Annotated in this window: 12 protein-coding genes and 1 tRNA gene; 7 read left to right on the forward strand and 6 right to left on the reverse strand. The window is 42.7% G+C overall.

Going from position 1 to position 14,364, the window contains the following annotated elements; genetic code table 11:
- Positions 1–79: 79 nt before the first annotated feature.
- On the reverse strand, positions 80–598 hold the full coding sequence (locus H6G26_RS14880; protein ID WP_190729995.1) for an adenine phosphoribosyltransferase: 519 nt from the start codon (positions 596–598) through the stop codon (positions 80–82).
- 405 nt (positions 599–1,003) lie between these two features.
- Between H6G26_RS14880 and H6G26_RS14885 the strand changes: the two genes are divergently transcribed.
- The gene (locus tag H6G26_RS14885) at positions 1,004–1,630 is read left to right on the forward strand and encodes a DUF3038 domain-containing protein (RefSeq protein WP_190729996.1); all 627 of its coding nucleotides are present in this window, start codon (positions 1,004–1,006) and stop codon (positions 1,628–1,630) included.
- On the forward strand, positions 1,627–3,057 hold the full coding sequence (locus H6G26_RS14890; RefSeq protein WP_190729997.1) for a DUF4335 domain-containing protein: 1,431 nt from the start codon (positions 1,627–1,629) through the stop codon (positions 3,055–3,057). The genes H6G26_RS14885 and H6G26_RS14890 overlap by 4 nt, the downstream gene beginning before the upstream one ends.
- A 127-nt stretch (positions 3,058–3,184) precedes the next feature.
- Here H6G26_RS14890 and H6G26_RS14895 read toward each other — a convergent pair whose 3' ends face one another.
- On the reverse strand, positions 3,185–5,455 hold the full coding sequence (locus tag H6G26_RS14895; RefSeq protein ID WP_190729998.1) for a transglycosylase domain-containing protein: 2,271 nt from the start codon (positions 5,453–5,455) through the stop codon (positions 3,185–3,187).
- Positions 5,456–5,883: 428 nt separating this feature from the next.
- Here H6G26_RS14895 and H6G26_RS43775 point away from each other — a divergent pair, with 428 nt between their 5' ends.
- Positions 5,884–6,594 (forward strand): hypothetical protein, encoded by a 711-nt coding sequence (locus H6G26_RS43775; protein ID WP_190729999.1) that lies wholly within the window; start codon positions 5,884–5,886, stop codon positions 6,592–6,594.
- A gap of 206 nt (positions 6,595–6,800) precedes the next feature.
- Here the strand turns inward: H6G26_RS43775 and lspA are convergent, their stop codons facing one another.
- Positions 6,801–7,277 (reverse strand): signal peptidase II, encoded by a 477-nt coding sequence (lspA, locus tag H6G26_RS14905; protein WP_190730000.1) that lies wholly within the window; start codon positions 7,275–7,277, stop codon positions 6,801–6,803.
- Positions 7,278–7,572: 295 nt separating this feature from the next.
- Positions 7,573–8,160 (reverse strand): biotin transporter BioY, encoded by a 588-nt coding sequence (locus H6G26_RS14910; RefSeq protein WP_190730001.1) that lies wholly within the window; start codon positions 8,158–8,160, stop codon positions 7,573–7,575.
- Positions 8,161–8,635: 475 nt separating this feature from the next.
- On the opposite strand from H6G26_RS14910, the gene H6G26_RS14915 reads away from it, so the two are divergent.
- The 4 genes from H6G26_RS14915 (at position 8,636) to pstB (ending at position 12,651) form a co-directional block, all read left to right on the forward strand.
- Positions 8,636–9,709: a PstS family phosphate ABC transporter substrate-binding protein gene (locus tag H6G26_RS14915; RefSeq protein ID WP_190730002.1), complete on the forward strand. Its 1,074-nt coding sequence runs from the start codon at positions 8,636–8,638 to the stop codon at positions 9,707–9,709.
- A gap of 214 nt (positions 9,710–9,923) precedes the next feature.
- Positions 9,924–10,865 carry a phosphate ABC transporter permease subunit PstC gene (gene pstC, locus H6G26_RS14920; protein WP_190730003.1) on the forward strand — a complete coding sequence of 314 codons (942 nt, stop codon included), beginning with the start codon at positions 9,924–9,926 and terminating at the stop codon, positions 10,863–10,865.
- Positions 10,862–11,794, forward strand: a complete 933-nt coding sequence (gene pstA / locus H6G26_RS14925; RefSeq protein WP_190730004.1) for a phosphate ABC transporter permease PstA — start codon at positions 10,862–10,864, stop codon at positions 11,792–11,794. The genes pstC and pstA overlap by 4 nt, the downstream gene beginning before the upstream one ends.
- A gap of 53 nt (positions 11,795–11,847) precedes the next feature.
- Entirely contained in the window at positions 11,848–12,651 is an 804-nt protein-coding gene (pstB, locus tag H6G26_RS14930) for a phosphate ABC transporter ATP-binding protein PstB (protein ID WP_190730005.1), read from the forward strand.
- A gap of 344 nt (positions 12,652–12,995) precedes the next feature.
- Here pstB and H6G26_RS14935 read toward each other — a convergent pair.
- Together H6G26_RS14935 and H6G26_RS14940 are read right to left on the reverse strand one after the other, a co-directional pair.
- Positions 12,996–13,066: transfer RNA gene (locus H6G26_RS14935), tRNA-Gly, on the reverse strand.
- A 50-nt stretch (positions 13,067–13,116) separates the two neighbouring features.
- The gene (locus H6G26_RS14940; protein WP_190730006.1) at positions 13,117–14,337 is read right to left on the reverse strand and encodes a hypothetical protein; all 1,221 of its coding nucleotides are present in this window, start codon (positions 14,335–14,337) and stop codon (positions 13,117–13,119) included.
- Positions 14,338–14,364: the final 27 nt, after the last annotated feature.

Here is a 14,364-nt window from a genome sequence, read left to right on the forward strand (position 1 = left end):
GCCTGCGCCCGAAGTGTAGCTATGTAGCAGGCTTTACGGCTACGCTTAGTACAAGTGACTAATGACCAATGACAAATAACTAATATTCAATTAGAGAGATAATCGGCACTTCCGGCAGATATTTACGCCCTTGTAAATCCCGTAGCTCGATAATAAACCCAAACCCTACTAGTTCGCAGCCAATCTTCTGCACTAATTTTGCTGTTGCACTCGCAGTTCCGCCCGTGGCAATCAAATCGTCCACAATTAAAACTTGGCTACCTTGCTGTAAAGCGTCCTGATGCACTTCCAGGCAGTCCATACCATATTCTAGTTGATATTCAATTGAGTGAACTGCTGCTGGTAACTTACCTCTTTTGCGGACAGGAATAAAACCAGCTCCTAATTTATAAGCCAGAGGTGAGCCAAAAATGAATCCCCTCGACTCCATACCAATAACATAATCCGGCTTTATTCCAGCTTCACTGCATTTTTGTGTTAAAAAGTCAATAGTGTAGCGCAATCCCTCAGGATCACGCAGTAGGGTAGTAATATCCCGAAATAAAATTCCGGGTTTGGGGAAATCTGGGATGTCACGAACGAGAGACTTCAAATCCATAAAATGGGGAATAGGGAGTAGGGAAAGTTAGGGGTGAAGAGTGGGGAGTTATTAATTTAAATTAAATTTATAGCTATCCCAGTCCCCAATCCCCAATTTTTAGATATGTGAAAAATCGTACACTATAATGTCATACGCTAGGGATCGAGGCTGAAGCTTCGCGCTTTATTGACGATAATTAGAATTTAAATCAAGCTAGAAGAGGTATTGCACTAATAAATGAGGTGAATTAACTGATGTTTTAAAATTTTGATTTCAATATAGGGAAAACTTTGAGTAGAAAGAGTTAAGTAATGTATATATCAGGTAGTCATGCTACTGCTACAAGTCTAATGCTCAAGTCTTGGCTACCGATCTTAAATTTGTTTTATCTAGTCTGTTGGAACCGCACAAGGTATTTATAGAATGAATGTCTCAGCAAGTTTAACGCCGTTCAACAGTCCAACTCAAGACTCACTGCCGATGGTTCTGGACACTTTACCAGATCCTGCGATCGCTTCCAAAACGTGTCCTCGCAGAACCCGGTTGCAAATTGACCTGATTTTACTGGCAATTGAAGCTTTAGAGCTTGGTGGTTCGGAAGCAATCCTGGCTTTTGCTCAAGAGTTGGATCTAAAAGGAATTGTTAAAGACAGGGTGAATTTATGGCGGATGCGTAGCTCTAACCCGCTACGGAGAGCGCACATGCGCCGTCCCTTAACTATCATGGAAGCAAAAGCTCTGGTGGTCATTGCTTGCTACATAGCGCGGCGTTTAACTGTTGTAATTCGCCAGTTATTAATGATCTGTCAACAAATGGAAGAAAAGCAGATTCCATTAGAACAGAATTTGCGCCTATCTAATTACTTAGAGAGGTTTAGAGCACATTTTAAGAGCCGAATGAATGCTCGACGTTCTGGTGTACTGGCATTAACTTCTGATCAAAAATTAGATGAGCTAGCTATCAATTTGTTAGGACAATTACTATTTTGTACTGGTACAGCTGGAATGCAGAGGTTCTGGATTAGTCTTTTTGACGGTGAAGTGGAATGAATATTCAACGTAAGTACAGTTTGCCTAATTGTACACTGCTTTTAGAAGGCTTAAGTGATGTTACTAGGGCTGCACAGTTCCAGGAAATGCGCCCGGAATTATCAATATTGGTAAATGCAGAATGCTATTTATCTGGTTATAACCAACCCATAACGGGAGGGCGGGAATTTTTTGAAAGTTTGGTAAGGGCTGTTAGTGGCTATGCCCAAGAATTTTTAAGTAGTGTACCCAATCCGCAAGCACACAACCAAGAATCGGAGCTAGTAGAATTTCAGAAAGTTGATAGCAACCGACACAGGCTAATTATACATTCAGAAGGTGCTTCAGAGGGGTTCGATCACTCTAACAATTCCAAACGTCCGCCTATTGAAATAGATTTGAATACGGTGCAGTTGTTTGATTTAGTGGAAGCAGTGGATCAGTTTTTTGCTGATACCCAAACTTTACCTGAACTTTCTCTAGAACTGCAACCAGTTACCAGACGTTATGGCGGTGCTAGTCAAGCTTTAATCAGGCAGGCTGTACCTGCTGCTGTGGGTGTGTCAAGTTTAGCAGTAGCAGCGATCGCTTTTAACTTGATTCCACCTCCCCAAATGCGTCCACCGCAGCCTACGCCAGATGAGCAAACTAGCTCTAAAATAAACAATATCACTCCTCCAGCATCAGCTACTACAACTCCCATCGCGGCTGCAACGCCTACAGCAACGCCCATAGCTAATGCAAAGCCAGTAGTTAAAGATTTAGAAGCACTTTTAAATACAGTTCCAGAAATTACTGATCCATCCCAGTTACGTGCATTGAATCGTCAAGTTTACAACCAAGTTCATCCAGCTTGGACTAATCGCTCTGGATTGCAACAAGATTTGATTTATCGTTTAGGTGTAGCTGCGGATGGAGCGATCGTTGGTTATAAAGCAGTGAATAAAGAGGCGAATTTAGGAGTCGGTCAAACTCCTCTGCCTAACGTACTTTACAATCCAGCTAGCCGCCCTCCCATTTCCAATGAACCGATCGCTCAATTTCGAGTAGTATTTACTACACAAGGTGTGCTGCAAGTTAGCCCTTGGCGGGGATATGCTAGAACGCCAGAGGTAGTGGGTGCAAGAATTGCTGACTCTAATATAGTCAAAAATTTAAACCAAAAGCTTTATAGTACAGTTCGCCAAACTTGGAGTGGTACTCCAACCTTTACGCGAGATTTGAAATATCGGGTAGCAGTCAACAAAGATGGTGTAATTGCTGACTATGAACCACTGAACCAAGTCGCCTTTGATTATTTCCGGGAAACACCGCTTCCCACTATGTTTAACGCCATCTACGGATCAAATGTAGCAGCCCCCAATGATAAAGAACCTCTCGCCCACTTCCAAGTGATATTTAAGCCTAGCGGTACGCTGGAAGTTATTCCTTGGCGGGGATATCAATAATAATTGGGGATTGGGGACTAGAGATTGGGGATTGGTGGAAATTGGGAAGCGATAAGGTAGCAAACGTGAATTCTGACCACCCTGTAACCTTTTGCCTTTTCCTAGTCCCCAGTCCCCAGTCCCCAATTTACCTTGTAATTCTTCGCATATAATTTCCCCACAACTGAGCTGCTTGAGCGCTGCTACCAGATGTAGGGGAATTATTGTCGTTTCCTAGCCAAACACCAGTTACAAGCCGCCGACTGGGGATAAAACCTATGAACCATAAGTCAACGTTTTTATCAGTTGTGCCTGTTTTCCCAGCTTCCCCCAGGCCAATTGCTGCACCACGACCAGTACCCCTTGTGACTACGCCACGCATCAAACTAGTCATCTCATCGGCTACACCATTTGGCAGAACTCGTTTATTGGCATCTGGATCTTGGTCGAAAGAGTAGATTACACGGCAGGTTTTGATATCATTGCGATCGCGACAATCACCACTGTCTAAAATTCGGTTAATCGCATGGGGAGGATTTCCTACACCACCATTACCAATAGCGCCGAAAGCACCAGTCATTTCCAAAACATTGACCACACTTTGACCTAGTACCAAGCCAGGAACTGGATCAAGTGTTGACTTTACCCCTAAACGCTGCGCCATTGACACGACTTTATCCAGCCCGACTTCTCTGGCAACTCGCAGGGCGATGGGATTTTCTGAAAGCGCCAGCCCGGTAGCAATATCTAGACTAGCACCAGCACCAGCACGACAGGGTTTATAAGTAAAGCCTTGCCAAGTTAAAGGGGCACAAGAATAACTTTTTGATTCTGAAATTCCCTGTTGAATAGCAGCCGTGTAAGCAAAAATTTTGAAGGTTGAACCTGGTTGTCTTTTGGCTTGAACAGCACGATTGAACTGACTTTTTCTGTAATCAGTCCCACCCACCATTGCAAGGATACTGCCTGTACTAGAGTCAAGAGTGACCAACGCCCCTTGAGAAAAATTAAAGTTTCTACCAGCGTTGTTCACTGAATTATTCAACGCTGCTTCTGCTTGCCTCTGTATGACTGGATCAAGCCTCGTTTCAATGATATAGTTTCCTTCTCTTGCAGCTCCTTCCCCCAAAATCGATTCAAGTTCAGAGAAGACGTAACTGTAAAAATAAGGAGCGATCGTCTTAGCCTGCTGCTCACAAACTTTAGGACTAACTTGCACAGTGGAGCGTCTAGCTCGGTTCGCATCTTCAGGTTTAATTTTGCCCATCTCCAGCAATCGCTTAATCACGCGATTCCGGTATTCGGCTGCTTCTAGCTTATTTGGCCCATCCCCACAGAAATCGAAAGCGTTGGGAGCAGGTAAAATTCCTACCAACGTTGCTGCTTCTGCCAAAGTTAATTCTTTAGCCGACTTCTCAAAATAATACCGGGCTGCATCTTCAAAGCCAGAAGTATCTCCCCCCAAAAAAACCCGATTTAAGTACATCAGCAAAATTTCATCTTTGCTGTAAAAGGTTTCGAGCTTCAGAGCGACAACTGCTTCCCGCAATTTGCGTCCAAGGGTATCTTGTCTGCCTACATAATCACGGAACAAACTGCGGGCAACTTGCTGGGTTACAGTGCTGGCTCCTTGCTGCACATCTCCGCTACGGCTATTGATCAAGATGGCTCGTAAAATTCCCAGAGGGTCAACACCAAAGTGCCAGTAATAACGACTATCCTCTGAAGCCACTACCGCAGCAGGTAAATAAGAGCCAAATTCCTCTAATCGCTTCATGTCTACATGAGAGGTAGTCCGAGGTTCTCTCAGGGGAGTGGCTCCATCACGGGCGTAAACAACGACTGGGGCGCGTGTAGCTGTCGGTAGGGGTTTAACTTGAAATTTCAGCCATTCGACGCCAATCACTAACGCTAACAGGGCACTAACACCACCAACACCACAAGCTGTCCAACTTACAGCTTTAACATACCAGGCTGGTGGATCGACGTATTGCAACCGCACAGAAGCGGCGAGTTCTGGGGGGCCCAAAGTGAGAATATCACCGTGACGCAGTTCCAGGGAATTAACACGACGCTTGCCACGATAAATGCCATTAGTGGAGTTTTCGTCTTTGATGACGAAAACTGGTGTGCGCTGAGTAGAATTCCGCGATAGCGACAGGTGAATTTGGCTGACAACAGGGTTACGGATGACGATATCGCTCGATTTGGAGCTACGACCTAGAATATAGCGATCGCCTAATAGTGGATATACCTCTGCCTTATCCGCCCCCGCATCCTGCACCCAGAGTTCCGGTACTTTGGCATTAGGCTTGAGCGCCAATTTAGAAAAATCGACCCTAGCTTGGATAGTATGGACTGCTTGAGTCAGTTGACCAAGTAACGTTTGTGGCTTTTGAGGGGGTTGGGGAAAACTCATCGGCTATTCACATCACACTTTTTATTGAAGAATCGGGCAAATTACAATTTAGATGTTAGTCTTTCATCATTTTACTCATAAGCCAAAGCATAAATTAGTTATACGGGAGTTTTTGATCTCTTTTATACTTAAACTTATCTTGAAATTATAATTAATTTGTTATTTTTGTCACTTCTTTATAAAGACACGAATTTTAGCTCCATTCTCAAAGGGTTACATTATCTACGATTACCAGTTTAATAGCTACAATCATGATTTTTATCTTGTATTATTAAACACTAGCTTTCAATGAACAACAGATTTAATTTTTACCAATTTACATATCCACATATTCTGAAACAAACCTAAATATATTCATTTAGGAAGATTTTCTAAATCCTATTGTCTGTTTTAATGGGTCGAGTGTTCCGTTGAGGATTAATTTCAGAATGATCGGAAAATCTCTGACCATGATTGGTACAGCTCTATCTTTGGCACTCAGTGCTAACATTGCTGTAGCCGAATCTAGTAAATCCCCTATAGCTCAATCTAGTAGCAACTCCACTAGTGCACCAGCGGAAATCAAGATGTCGCCAGAAGGGATGAAAATTCTGTGCAACAATTTTCCGCTTAACTCCCGCTGTCCCAACGGCACACCAGTGAATCTTAGCGCTCCTGGTAGCACTACAGCACCAGTAGAAACCACGCCTAATAGCACTACTACTCCTGATAGTAGCGCTCCTGATAGCAGCACTACTCCTGATAGCACAACTGCACCAGGAACCATAACAGCACCTGAATCTGGTACTCCTGAAAGCACTCCAGGACCAGGAAGCGTTACCCCATCTGAACCTGGCGCTCCTAGCAATTTAACTCCAGGACCAGGAAGCGTTACCCCATCTGAACCTGGCGCTCCTAGCAATTTAACTCCAGGACCAGGAAGCGTTACCCCATCTGAGCCTGGCGCTCCTAGCAATTTAGCTCCAGCACCAGGAAGCGTTACCCCATCTGAGCCTGGCACTCCTGACAGCACTACCGAACCAGGAAGCTCAACTTCACCTGAGTCTGGCACTCCTGGCAGCACCACCGAACCAGGTATAAATTCTCCCAGCACAGCTCCAGGCTCTAGTTCGCCAAATACTCCTGCTACAGGTAATTAAATTAAAAGCTGGGGCATAATCTGAATACTAATTTGCCATCAGCGATTGTCAGTGCATTTTGACCTCTTACACCAGTTATGCAAGCTGGTGTAGAATAACAAACAAATAAAAATCGCTGGAATTAAGAAATCAAGTATTCGCGTATATTACTGAGCAAGGGTTTCAGTAATCGATAGCCTGGGATTAATCGTCCCAGGCTAAATATTTTAATGCGACCTGCCAGTTGAAGTCGGTGTTTTTTGCAAGGAACCAATTAACAGGCAAACTATACCGATACTAATAAATGAATCAGCCACATTAAATACAGCAAAGTTAATCAGGCGAAAATCAAGAAAATCAACAACGTAGCCTAAAACAAAGCGATCAATACCGTTGCCCATAGCTCCACCTAAAATCAAGCCATAGCCCAACTGATCCCACAAATTTAACGTTGGTCCAAACAAAGCCAACGCTATCAATACTAAACTCACTCCTAAAGATAGCCAGCGCAACCACTCTACTTTCCCACTTAACAAACTAAATGCGGCACCAGTGTTAGTGACATAGGTGAAGTGAAATATCCCAGGTAGAAGTGGTAGTGTCTGCCCCAAGCTAAAGGTCTGCACCACCCAGTATTTTGTTATTTGGTCTAAGAAAAAAGCTATGAAGGCAGCGATCCAAAAAAGGCGATTTTTTAAACGCATGGCGAATTAGTCATTAGTCATTGGTCACTTTTAAGCGTACTCCTACCGAGATGCAAGCTACGCTTCGGGCGGAGCCTCTCATAGAGAAGTATTGGTCATTAGTGAGCTAGCACAGTCTTCTCCCTAAAGCCCTTCTCCGAAAGGAGACGCTACGTGAACGGGCATCCTACGGCAGGCGCTAGCCTCTCCCTTTGGAAGAAGAAGAGACAGAGAAGGTGAACGAGCGTCACCCTTAAGGGTCATTGATTGTTAGTCATGAGCTTGTGACAAATGACAAAGGGCGAAGGACAATGAACTAATAAAACATTAAGTGACGCAATACATATGCTATTACAGTAACTGCACAGACCACAGTTAGTTGCCCTGGTACTGCAAACCAGGAGTATCTGAGGATTGCTTGCATTAAGGGTAGATTTTCTGTACCTTTCCACTGAAAAATATAGCTAATAATCAAATAAGTAATACCGCATAGGTGGAGAGTTAACAAGCCACAGCTGCAACTAAAAGCAAGAGTTTCTAGTCGAGGTCTAGCTTTAAAAGCGAACAAGCCACAAATCCAAGCTCCGGGAATAAAGCCTAGTAAATAGCCAAATTGAGATAACTTGATATAACCCATACCGCCGCCATCAGCAAATACAGGTAATAAGGTTAAGCCCATGACTAAATAAGCAATTTGCGAGAGCGCACCGGCATTTTTACCTCCTAAGCAACCTACCAACAGTACCGCGCCAATTTGAAAAGTGACACCTAAAGAAAAAGTCTGAATTCCGTGCTTACTCCAACTCCAAGGTAAGGTGATACCATAAACTTCTAGGAAGGTGCCACCCATTGTAAGAAGTAAGCCAATCATAGACCATAGTAATTGATTGGAAGCAGCAAACATTTATCAGGCAACCAAGGAAAGGCAAAAGGGAAAACCAACAGCAACCAGTATAAACATTAATATATGAACTCTCCCACGTTAGCTTTGCCTACACTGCTAGTTCTCTTAAGAGTAAGGGTACGCAGAACCCAAATAGCAGGGAGGGGTTGCAATCTCACTGTGGAATACCCTACCTTAAACCTGCTTCTTAATTGCTAATTCGTACCAGTAAATTCATTTAAAAATATGCAGGTTCAAAAAATCATTTTAACCGTACCCAAATTACTTGCATTTTACTTTATTTGTTACTAATCAGTGGTAATATTTATATTAAGAATTAAGGTATTGTGCTTTTGGATGTGTGCCTTTATTAACTTTAAATTTTATATATTATAAGTATGCATTAGCATTCCTTAACCGTTTTTTAACCTTTATCTTACACTAGGGTGTTAATGTTCATACTGTCAATCCATAGCATCAATTTATAAAGATCCTTATGTTCTCTTCAAAGGTGCGGTTTTTTGCTCCCCTAGTTGCTCTAGCAATTGGTATTAGCTCTTGCGGCGATAACAATCAAGCTTCTAATAACTCTAGCCCAGCAGCTGATGGCGGTGCTACCCCAGCCACCAATACAGCAACCGGATCAAACTTATCTGGAACGATCAGGGTAGATGGTTCTAGTACTGTCTATCCTATTTCTGAGGCAATGGCAGAAGAGTTTCAAAAGGCGAATCCTGGGGTAAAAGTTACTGTGGCTTCCTCTGGTACAGGTGGAGGGTTCAAAAAATTCTGCGCGGGTGAAACTGATATTTCTAATGCTTCCCGTCCCATTAAGCCGGAAGAAGTGGAACTCTGTAAAAAAGGTAATATCGAGTACATTGAATTGCCGATCGCTTATGATGGTCTATCTGTAGTGGTTAACCCCCAAAACAACTTTGCAAGTTGCCTCAAAGTTGATGAACTAAAGAGAATGTGGCAACCAGCTGCTCAAGGCAAAATTACCCAATGGAACCAAATTAATCCGAAATTTCCTGCACAGAAAATAGGTTTGTACGGCCCTGGTACTGATTCTGGTACTTACGACTACTTCACTCAAGCAGTTGTGGGTAAGGAAGGGGAAAGTCGAGGAGATTTTACTGCTAGTGAAGATGACAACACTTTGGTGCAGGGTGTGAGCGCTGACCAAGGCGGTTTGGGCTTTTTCGGCTATGCCTATTATGAGAACAACAAAGAGAAGTTAAAGCTCGTTGGCATTGACAATGGCAAGGGCTGTGTTCAGCCGAGTCCACAAACCATCGGCGATGGCACTTACCAACCCCTTGCTCGCCCAGAGTTTATCTACGTTAAGAAAACTGCGGCGACCCGTCCTGAAGTTAAGGCTTTTGTTGATTTCAATTATGCTCCAGCGAACCAAAAGCTAGTATCAGAAGTGGGCTATGTGCCTTTACCTAGCGACCTACTCACTGAAGTTCAGGGACGTTTTAATAGTGGAAAAGTAGGTTCGGTTTTTGGGGGTAAGGGTTCTCAAGTGGGCGTTACTCTAAAAGACCTTCTCAAGCAAGAAAAGTAATAGTTATCCACTAATTACTTTTTCGAGAATGTGAGTTTATCTGCACAATTTGCACTAAGCCCTAGTAGCTGGAAGTAGTAGCTTCTTATACTGGTTTTATTTAAGGCTTATGGTCTTGAAAGTAAGCTTTATTTCCAGCATGAGGGCAATTTTCATAGAATGGTAGTGTAGCCATATACGTAAAGAGAGTTTGAATTTATGAGGTTGTCCGTAAATGACTTCCAAACCGTTATCTAATCAACCAAGTAATTCCAACTTATGGCAGCCCAATCGGACTTTGAGTAAACGGGTGGAAACTGGTGTTAAAGCGCTGTTTGCCTTATTTGCTTTCGTATCGGTTGTAACCACGGTTGGCATTGTCTTAACACTGATTTTTGAGACTGTTGAATTTTTTCAAGAAGTTTCCATCTGGCAGTTTTTGACAGATACACAATGGACACCACTGTTTACAAATCAGCAGTTTGGAATCATGGTGCTTATTAGCGCCACGTTGCTCATATCTGTAATTGCGATCGCAGTAGCATTACCACTAGGATTGTTAGCTGCAATTTGCTTGAGTGAGTATGCCCCAGCTAAACTTCGCAAATGGCTAAAGCCAGCCCTAGAAGTGTTGGCAGGGGTACCTACTGTTGTTTTCGGTTACTTTGCACTGTTCACAGTTACACCTTTCCTCCAAACATTCATCCCTGGTATGCAGGGATTTAATGCTTTGAGTGCGGGTATAGTATTGGGAATTTCGATTATTCCTCTGGTAGCTTCTCTAAGTGAAGACGCTCTTTATTCCGTTCCGCGTAGTTTGCGAGAAGGTGCCTATGCATTAGGATCGACTAAGCGGGAAACAATTATTTCAGTAGTGTTACCAGCGGCTTTATCTGGGATAGTAGCTTCTTTTATCTTGGCTATTTCCCGCGCAATTGGTGAAACAATGATTGTTACCATCGCAGCTGGTCAAAATCCTCAGTTGGGTTTAAATCCGCTAGTGCCAATTCAGACAATGACAGCATACATTGTCCAAGTAAGTAAAGGAGACACACCAGCAGGCTCACTGGCCTATAAAACTATTTTTGCGGTGGGTATGACTTTGTTTCTCATCACCTTAGCCCTAAATATTTTTAGTTACTGGTTTGTTCGTCGCTTCCGGGAGAAATACGAATGACAAAGAGCAATACTGAGTTTACAAATCTGTCTGACTCTGGGGCAAATCCGAACTTTGATCTCTCGATCAATAAACGCTACAACCTCGACAAAGTTTTTGCGATCGCTACTTGGGTTGCAACTTTATTTGCGTTGCTGGTATTAGCTATTTTGCTCGTTGATGTTTTAACTGACGGTGTTGGACGCTTGAATTGGTCTTTTCTTACCAATTTCTCCTCGCGTCGTGCCTCCTCTTCTGGAATATTAGCTCCCTTAGTTGGTACTATTTGGTTGTTGGTAATAACAGCCTTAATTTCATTTCCTTTAGGAGTAGGCGCAGGAATTTTCTTAGAAGAGTATGCCCAGGACAACTGGTTTACTCGCTTAATTGAAATTAATATTGCAAATTTAGCCGCAGTACCATCGATTATTTACGGCTTGCTGGGCTTGCAAATTTTTGTGCGGGTAATGGAACCAATCACCAGGGGACGCAGTATCCTAGCTGGTGCTTTAACTTTAAGTTTGTTGATTCTACCAATTATCATCATTACTACTCGTGAATCACTGCGTGCGGTTCCCGATAGCCTACGGCAAGCAGGTTTTGCTCTTGGTGCTAATAGGTGGCAAATCATCCGAGAACAAATTTTCCCCATTGCTTTACCGGGTATACTTACCGGTACAATTCTGGCACTTTCACGAGCGATCGGCGAGACGGCTCCGTTGATTGTAATTGGGGCTGTTGGGTTCATTACTTTTTTGCCTCAGCTTTCTCCACAAGGTTTGCAAAGTTCTTTTACAGCACTGCCAATTCAAATTTTTGATTGGGTTTCTCGTCCTCAAGTTGAGTTTCACCAGAATGCTGCTGCTGGCATTATTGTTTTGATGCTCGTGCTCTTGTTAATGAATTCAACAGCAATATTTTTACGCAATAAATTCCAGCAGTCACGCTAAATAAATCAACTTCATTTAAATTTAGATTTTCAGCATTAACCTGAAATTTTTGTATGGTATCAAGCTCAAAAACCGCCACTTCCGAAAATATTTTACAAGCTGAACAATTATCTGTTTTCTATGGTAATTTCAAAGCAGTTCGTGATGTTAACCTAAATATTGGCAAAAACAAAATTACTGCTCTTATTGGTCCTTCTGGGTGCGGTAAAAGCACTGTGCTAAGGTGCTTTAACCGTTTAAATGATTTGATTCCTGGCGCACGTATTGAAGGAAGAATTACCTTTGGTGAAACCGATATTTATGACAAAAGAATTGATACAGTAGAATTGCGCCGTCGGGTTGGTATGGTTTTTCAAAAGCCTAACCCCTTTCCAAAGTCAATTTATGAAAATATCGCCTTTGGAGCAAGGATTAATGGTTATAAAGGTGATATGGATGAATTGGTAGAACGGAGTTTGCGGCAAGCTGCTTTATGGGATGAAGTTAAGCACAAACTCAAACAAAGTGGTTTATCTATATCTGGTGGCCAACAACAACGCTTGTGCATTGCTCGCGCCCTCGCAATTCAACCAGAGGTTTTGCTAATGGATGAACCCTGCTCTGCTCTTGACCCAATTTCAACTTTGCGGGTTGAAGAATTACTTCAAGAACTGAAGTCGCAATATACTATTATTATTGTTACCCACAATATGCAACAAGCAGCGCGGGTATCAGATATGACAGCTTTTTTCAATGCACAGGCGACAGAAACGGGCAGCAAAATGGGATATCTGGTTGAATATAACTTGACAGAGAATATTTTCAACAATCCTCAACAAGAAGACACCCGAGATTACGTCAGTGGCAAATTTGGATAAAGAAATATTTTAAGTTGTTGATATTAGAGCAATGAGGAATACTCGAAAATTAAAGCTGTACGATATTCCTCTAGTTTTTTATTTGTTTGTCAAAGTTGGCGATCGCTTACAGATAGTAGTACTATTGGCTTGCTATTTGTTATCTATCTGTAAGTTTTGTGATAACTACAGAGTAGGCATTGCATAAAATAAACAGTTAAAAATAACTCTTTATTTTATCAAACCCAGACTAACTTCTTGCACTATTAGTAAACTGTCGAGGAAGTGTACCTACCTATAGTAATTTTCTCAAGCACCTTATCTGTTAAATCTTGCTGTGATAGTGCATTTGAGAGTTTTTTCTAAGCGGGCGGCGGGAATCGAACCCGCATTAATAGCTTGGAAGGCTATAGTTTTACCACTAAACTACGCCCGCAAATCTCCAACCCTATAAAAATAACATAGTTTTCGGAAAAATTCAAGCATTTAGTTGGAATTAACAGGCTGGATTTTGATGCGTACAAATAAATTACTCAAATCTGGTTTTGTGCCATCGTTGTTGTGAGCAGCAAGAAAGTTTTCAGTTTTGAAAACGTCGTTGAGAAGTTGCTCATATATGCTTTTTTCACTTTGTAGTGTTGCCGGTTCTATTTCTAGAACTTGAGCCTGTTGAAAATTGCCATTGCGATCAATTATTAAGCTAGCAAGGATCTGTGCAGGCTTAACTTCCGAATCGCGGGGGAGAAAACTTGAATCCAGTTGTTTGGCGTTGCTTCCCCTGTATGAAGCGATAACGTCGGGTAAAGCATCTTGTCGTAATCTTCCTGATTGTATCAAGTTACTCACTTCATCTCTAAGCAAAGGAGCTACTATGGCTACCGATGCCCCCCCAATAGGAGTTGGTGGAGTTTCTCTACTCGGAGTTGATGGCGTTTCTCCAGTTGGAGTTGGTGGAGTTTCTCTACTCGGAGTTGATGGAGTTTCTCTACTTGGAGTTGATGGAGTTTCTCTACTCGCAGTTGGTGGAGTTTCCTGAGTGAGGGTAGGTGGAGTCTCTCTATTTTCAGCTTCCGAAACTGGTGGATTTGATGGAATACCTGTTGGTAGAGCCGTTCCCCTTCCCAGTTTAATTTCTTGACGGCGGTTCCAAGGTAGATTATTAACTGGAACTGTTGAGGTCGGTGTCGATGTGGCTGTAGGTGTAGATTTCGGTATAGGGGTTGGTGTCGATGTTGGCGTCGGCGTGGGTTTCGGTGTGGCTGTAGTCGTAGTTGTAGATGTCGGCGTAGAAACTCTCTGTTGCCTAAAGGGTTGACTACTAGGTTTAGAGGCGTAAATTTGGCTTTTTGGCTGGAGATTATCAGCAGAATTTATTGCGCCCAAATCCTGATCTTTGGGCGTAGTTCGTACTATTTGTGGTAAACGTGCTGGTACAGACTTTTTAGTTGAGGATACTGGCTTTGGTGAAACTTTTCTAGCTGTCGATTTTTTTGTAGGAGCAATGTCTATCAATTCAATGGGAACAGCAGATTGACTTTGCTGAGGAAACCAGAGACTAAATGCATTAGATGAGCGCATCAGCCAGAAAGCCAGCAAGTGCAGACAGACTGAACCTATAACGACAGAAATCCATAAACCTGGTGGATCAGTGTGTCGCCTCCAGACTTTGGCTGGAATTGGAGTTTTATCTGCAATTGATGGTGTCATATTATATAAACTGGATATGATTAGGCA

This window comes from Nostoc sp. FACHB-888, from assembly GCF_014696655.1.
Classification (GTDB): domain Bacteria; phylum Cyanobacteriota; class Cyanobacteriia; order Cyanobacteriales; family Nostocaceae; genus Nostoc.

What these genes read in the sequence shown, in the direction of transcription:
- pstC (WP_190730003.1), top strand. Translation starts at nt 9,924, where the DNA reads ATGACTTCCAAACCGTTATCTAATCAACCAAGTAATTCCAACTTATGG.
- H6G26_RS14885 (WP_190729996.1), top strand. Translation starts at nt 1,004, where the DNA reads ATGAATGTCTCAGCAAGTTTAACGCCGTTCAACAGTCCAACTCAAGAC.
- pstA (WP_190730004.1), top strand. Translation starts at nt 10,862, where the DNA reads ATGACAAAGAGCAATACTGAGTTTACAAATCTGTCTGACTCTGGGGCA.
- H6G26_RS14895 (WP_190729998.1), bottom strand. Translation starts at nt 5,455, where the DNA reads ATGAGTTTTCCCCAACCCCCTCAAAAGCCACAAACGTTACTTGGTCAA.
- H6G26_RS14880 (WP_190729995.1), bottom strand. Translation starts at nt 598, where the DNA reads ATGGATTTGAAGTCTCTCGTTCGTGACATCCCAGATTTCCCCAAACCC.
- H6G26_RS14940 (WP_190730006.1), bottom strand. Translation starts at nt 14,337, where the DNA reads ATGACACCATCAATTGCAGATAAAACTCCAATTCCAGCCAAAGTCTGG.
- pstB (WP_190730005.1), top strand. Translation starts at nt 11,848, where the DNA reads ATGGTATCAAGCTCAAAAACCGCCACTTCCGAAAATATTTTACAAGCT.
- H6G26_RS14910 (WP_190730001.1), bottom strand. Translation starts at nt 8,160, where the DNA reads ATGTTTGCTGCTTCCAATCAATTACTATGGTCTATGATTGGCTTACTT.
- H6G26_RS43775 (WP_190729999.1), top strand. Translation starts at nt 5,884, where the DNA reads ATGATCGGAAAATCTCTGACCATGATTGGTACAGCTCTATCTTTGGCA.
- H6G26_RS14890 (WP_190729997.1), top strand. Translation starts at nt 1,627, where the DNA reads ATGAATATTCAACGTAAGTACAGTTTGCCTAATTGTACACTGCTTTTA.
- H6G26_RS14915 (WP_190730002.1), top strand. Translation starts at nt 8,636, where the DNA reads ATGTTCTCTTCAAAGGTGCGGTTTTTTGCTCCCCTAGTTGCTCTAGCA.
- lspA (WP_190730000.1), bottom strand. Translation starts at nt 7,277, where the DNA reads ATGCGTTTAAAAAATCGCCTTTTTTGGATCGCTGCCTTCATAGCTTTT.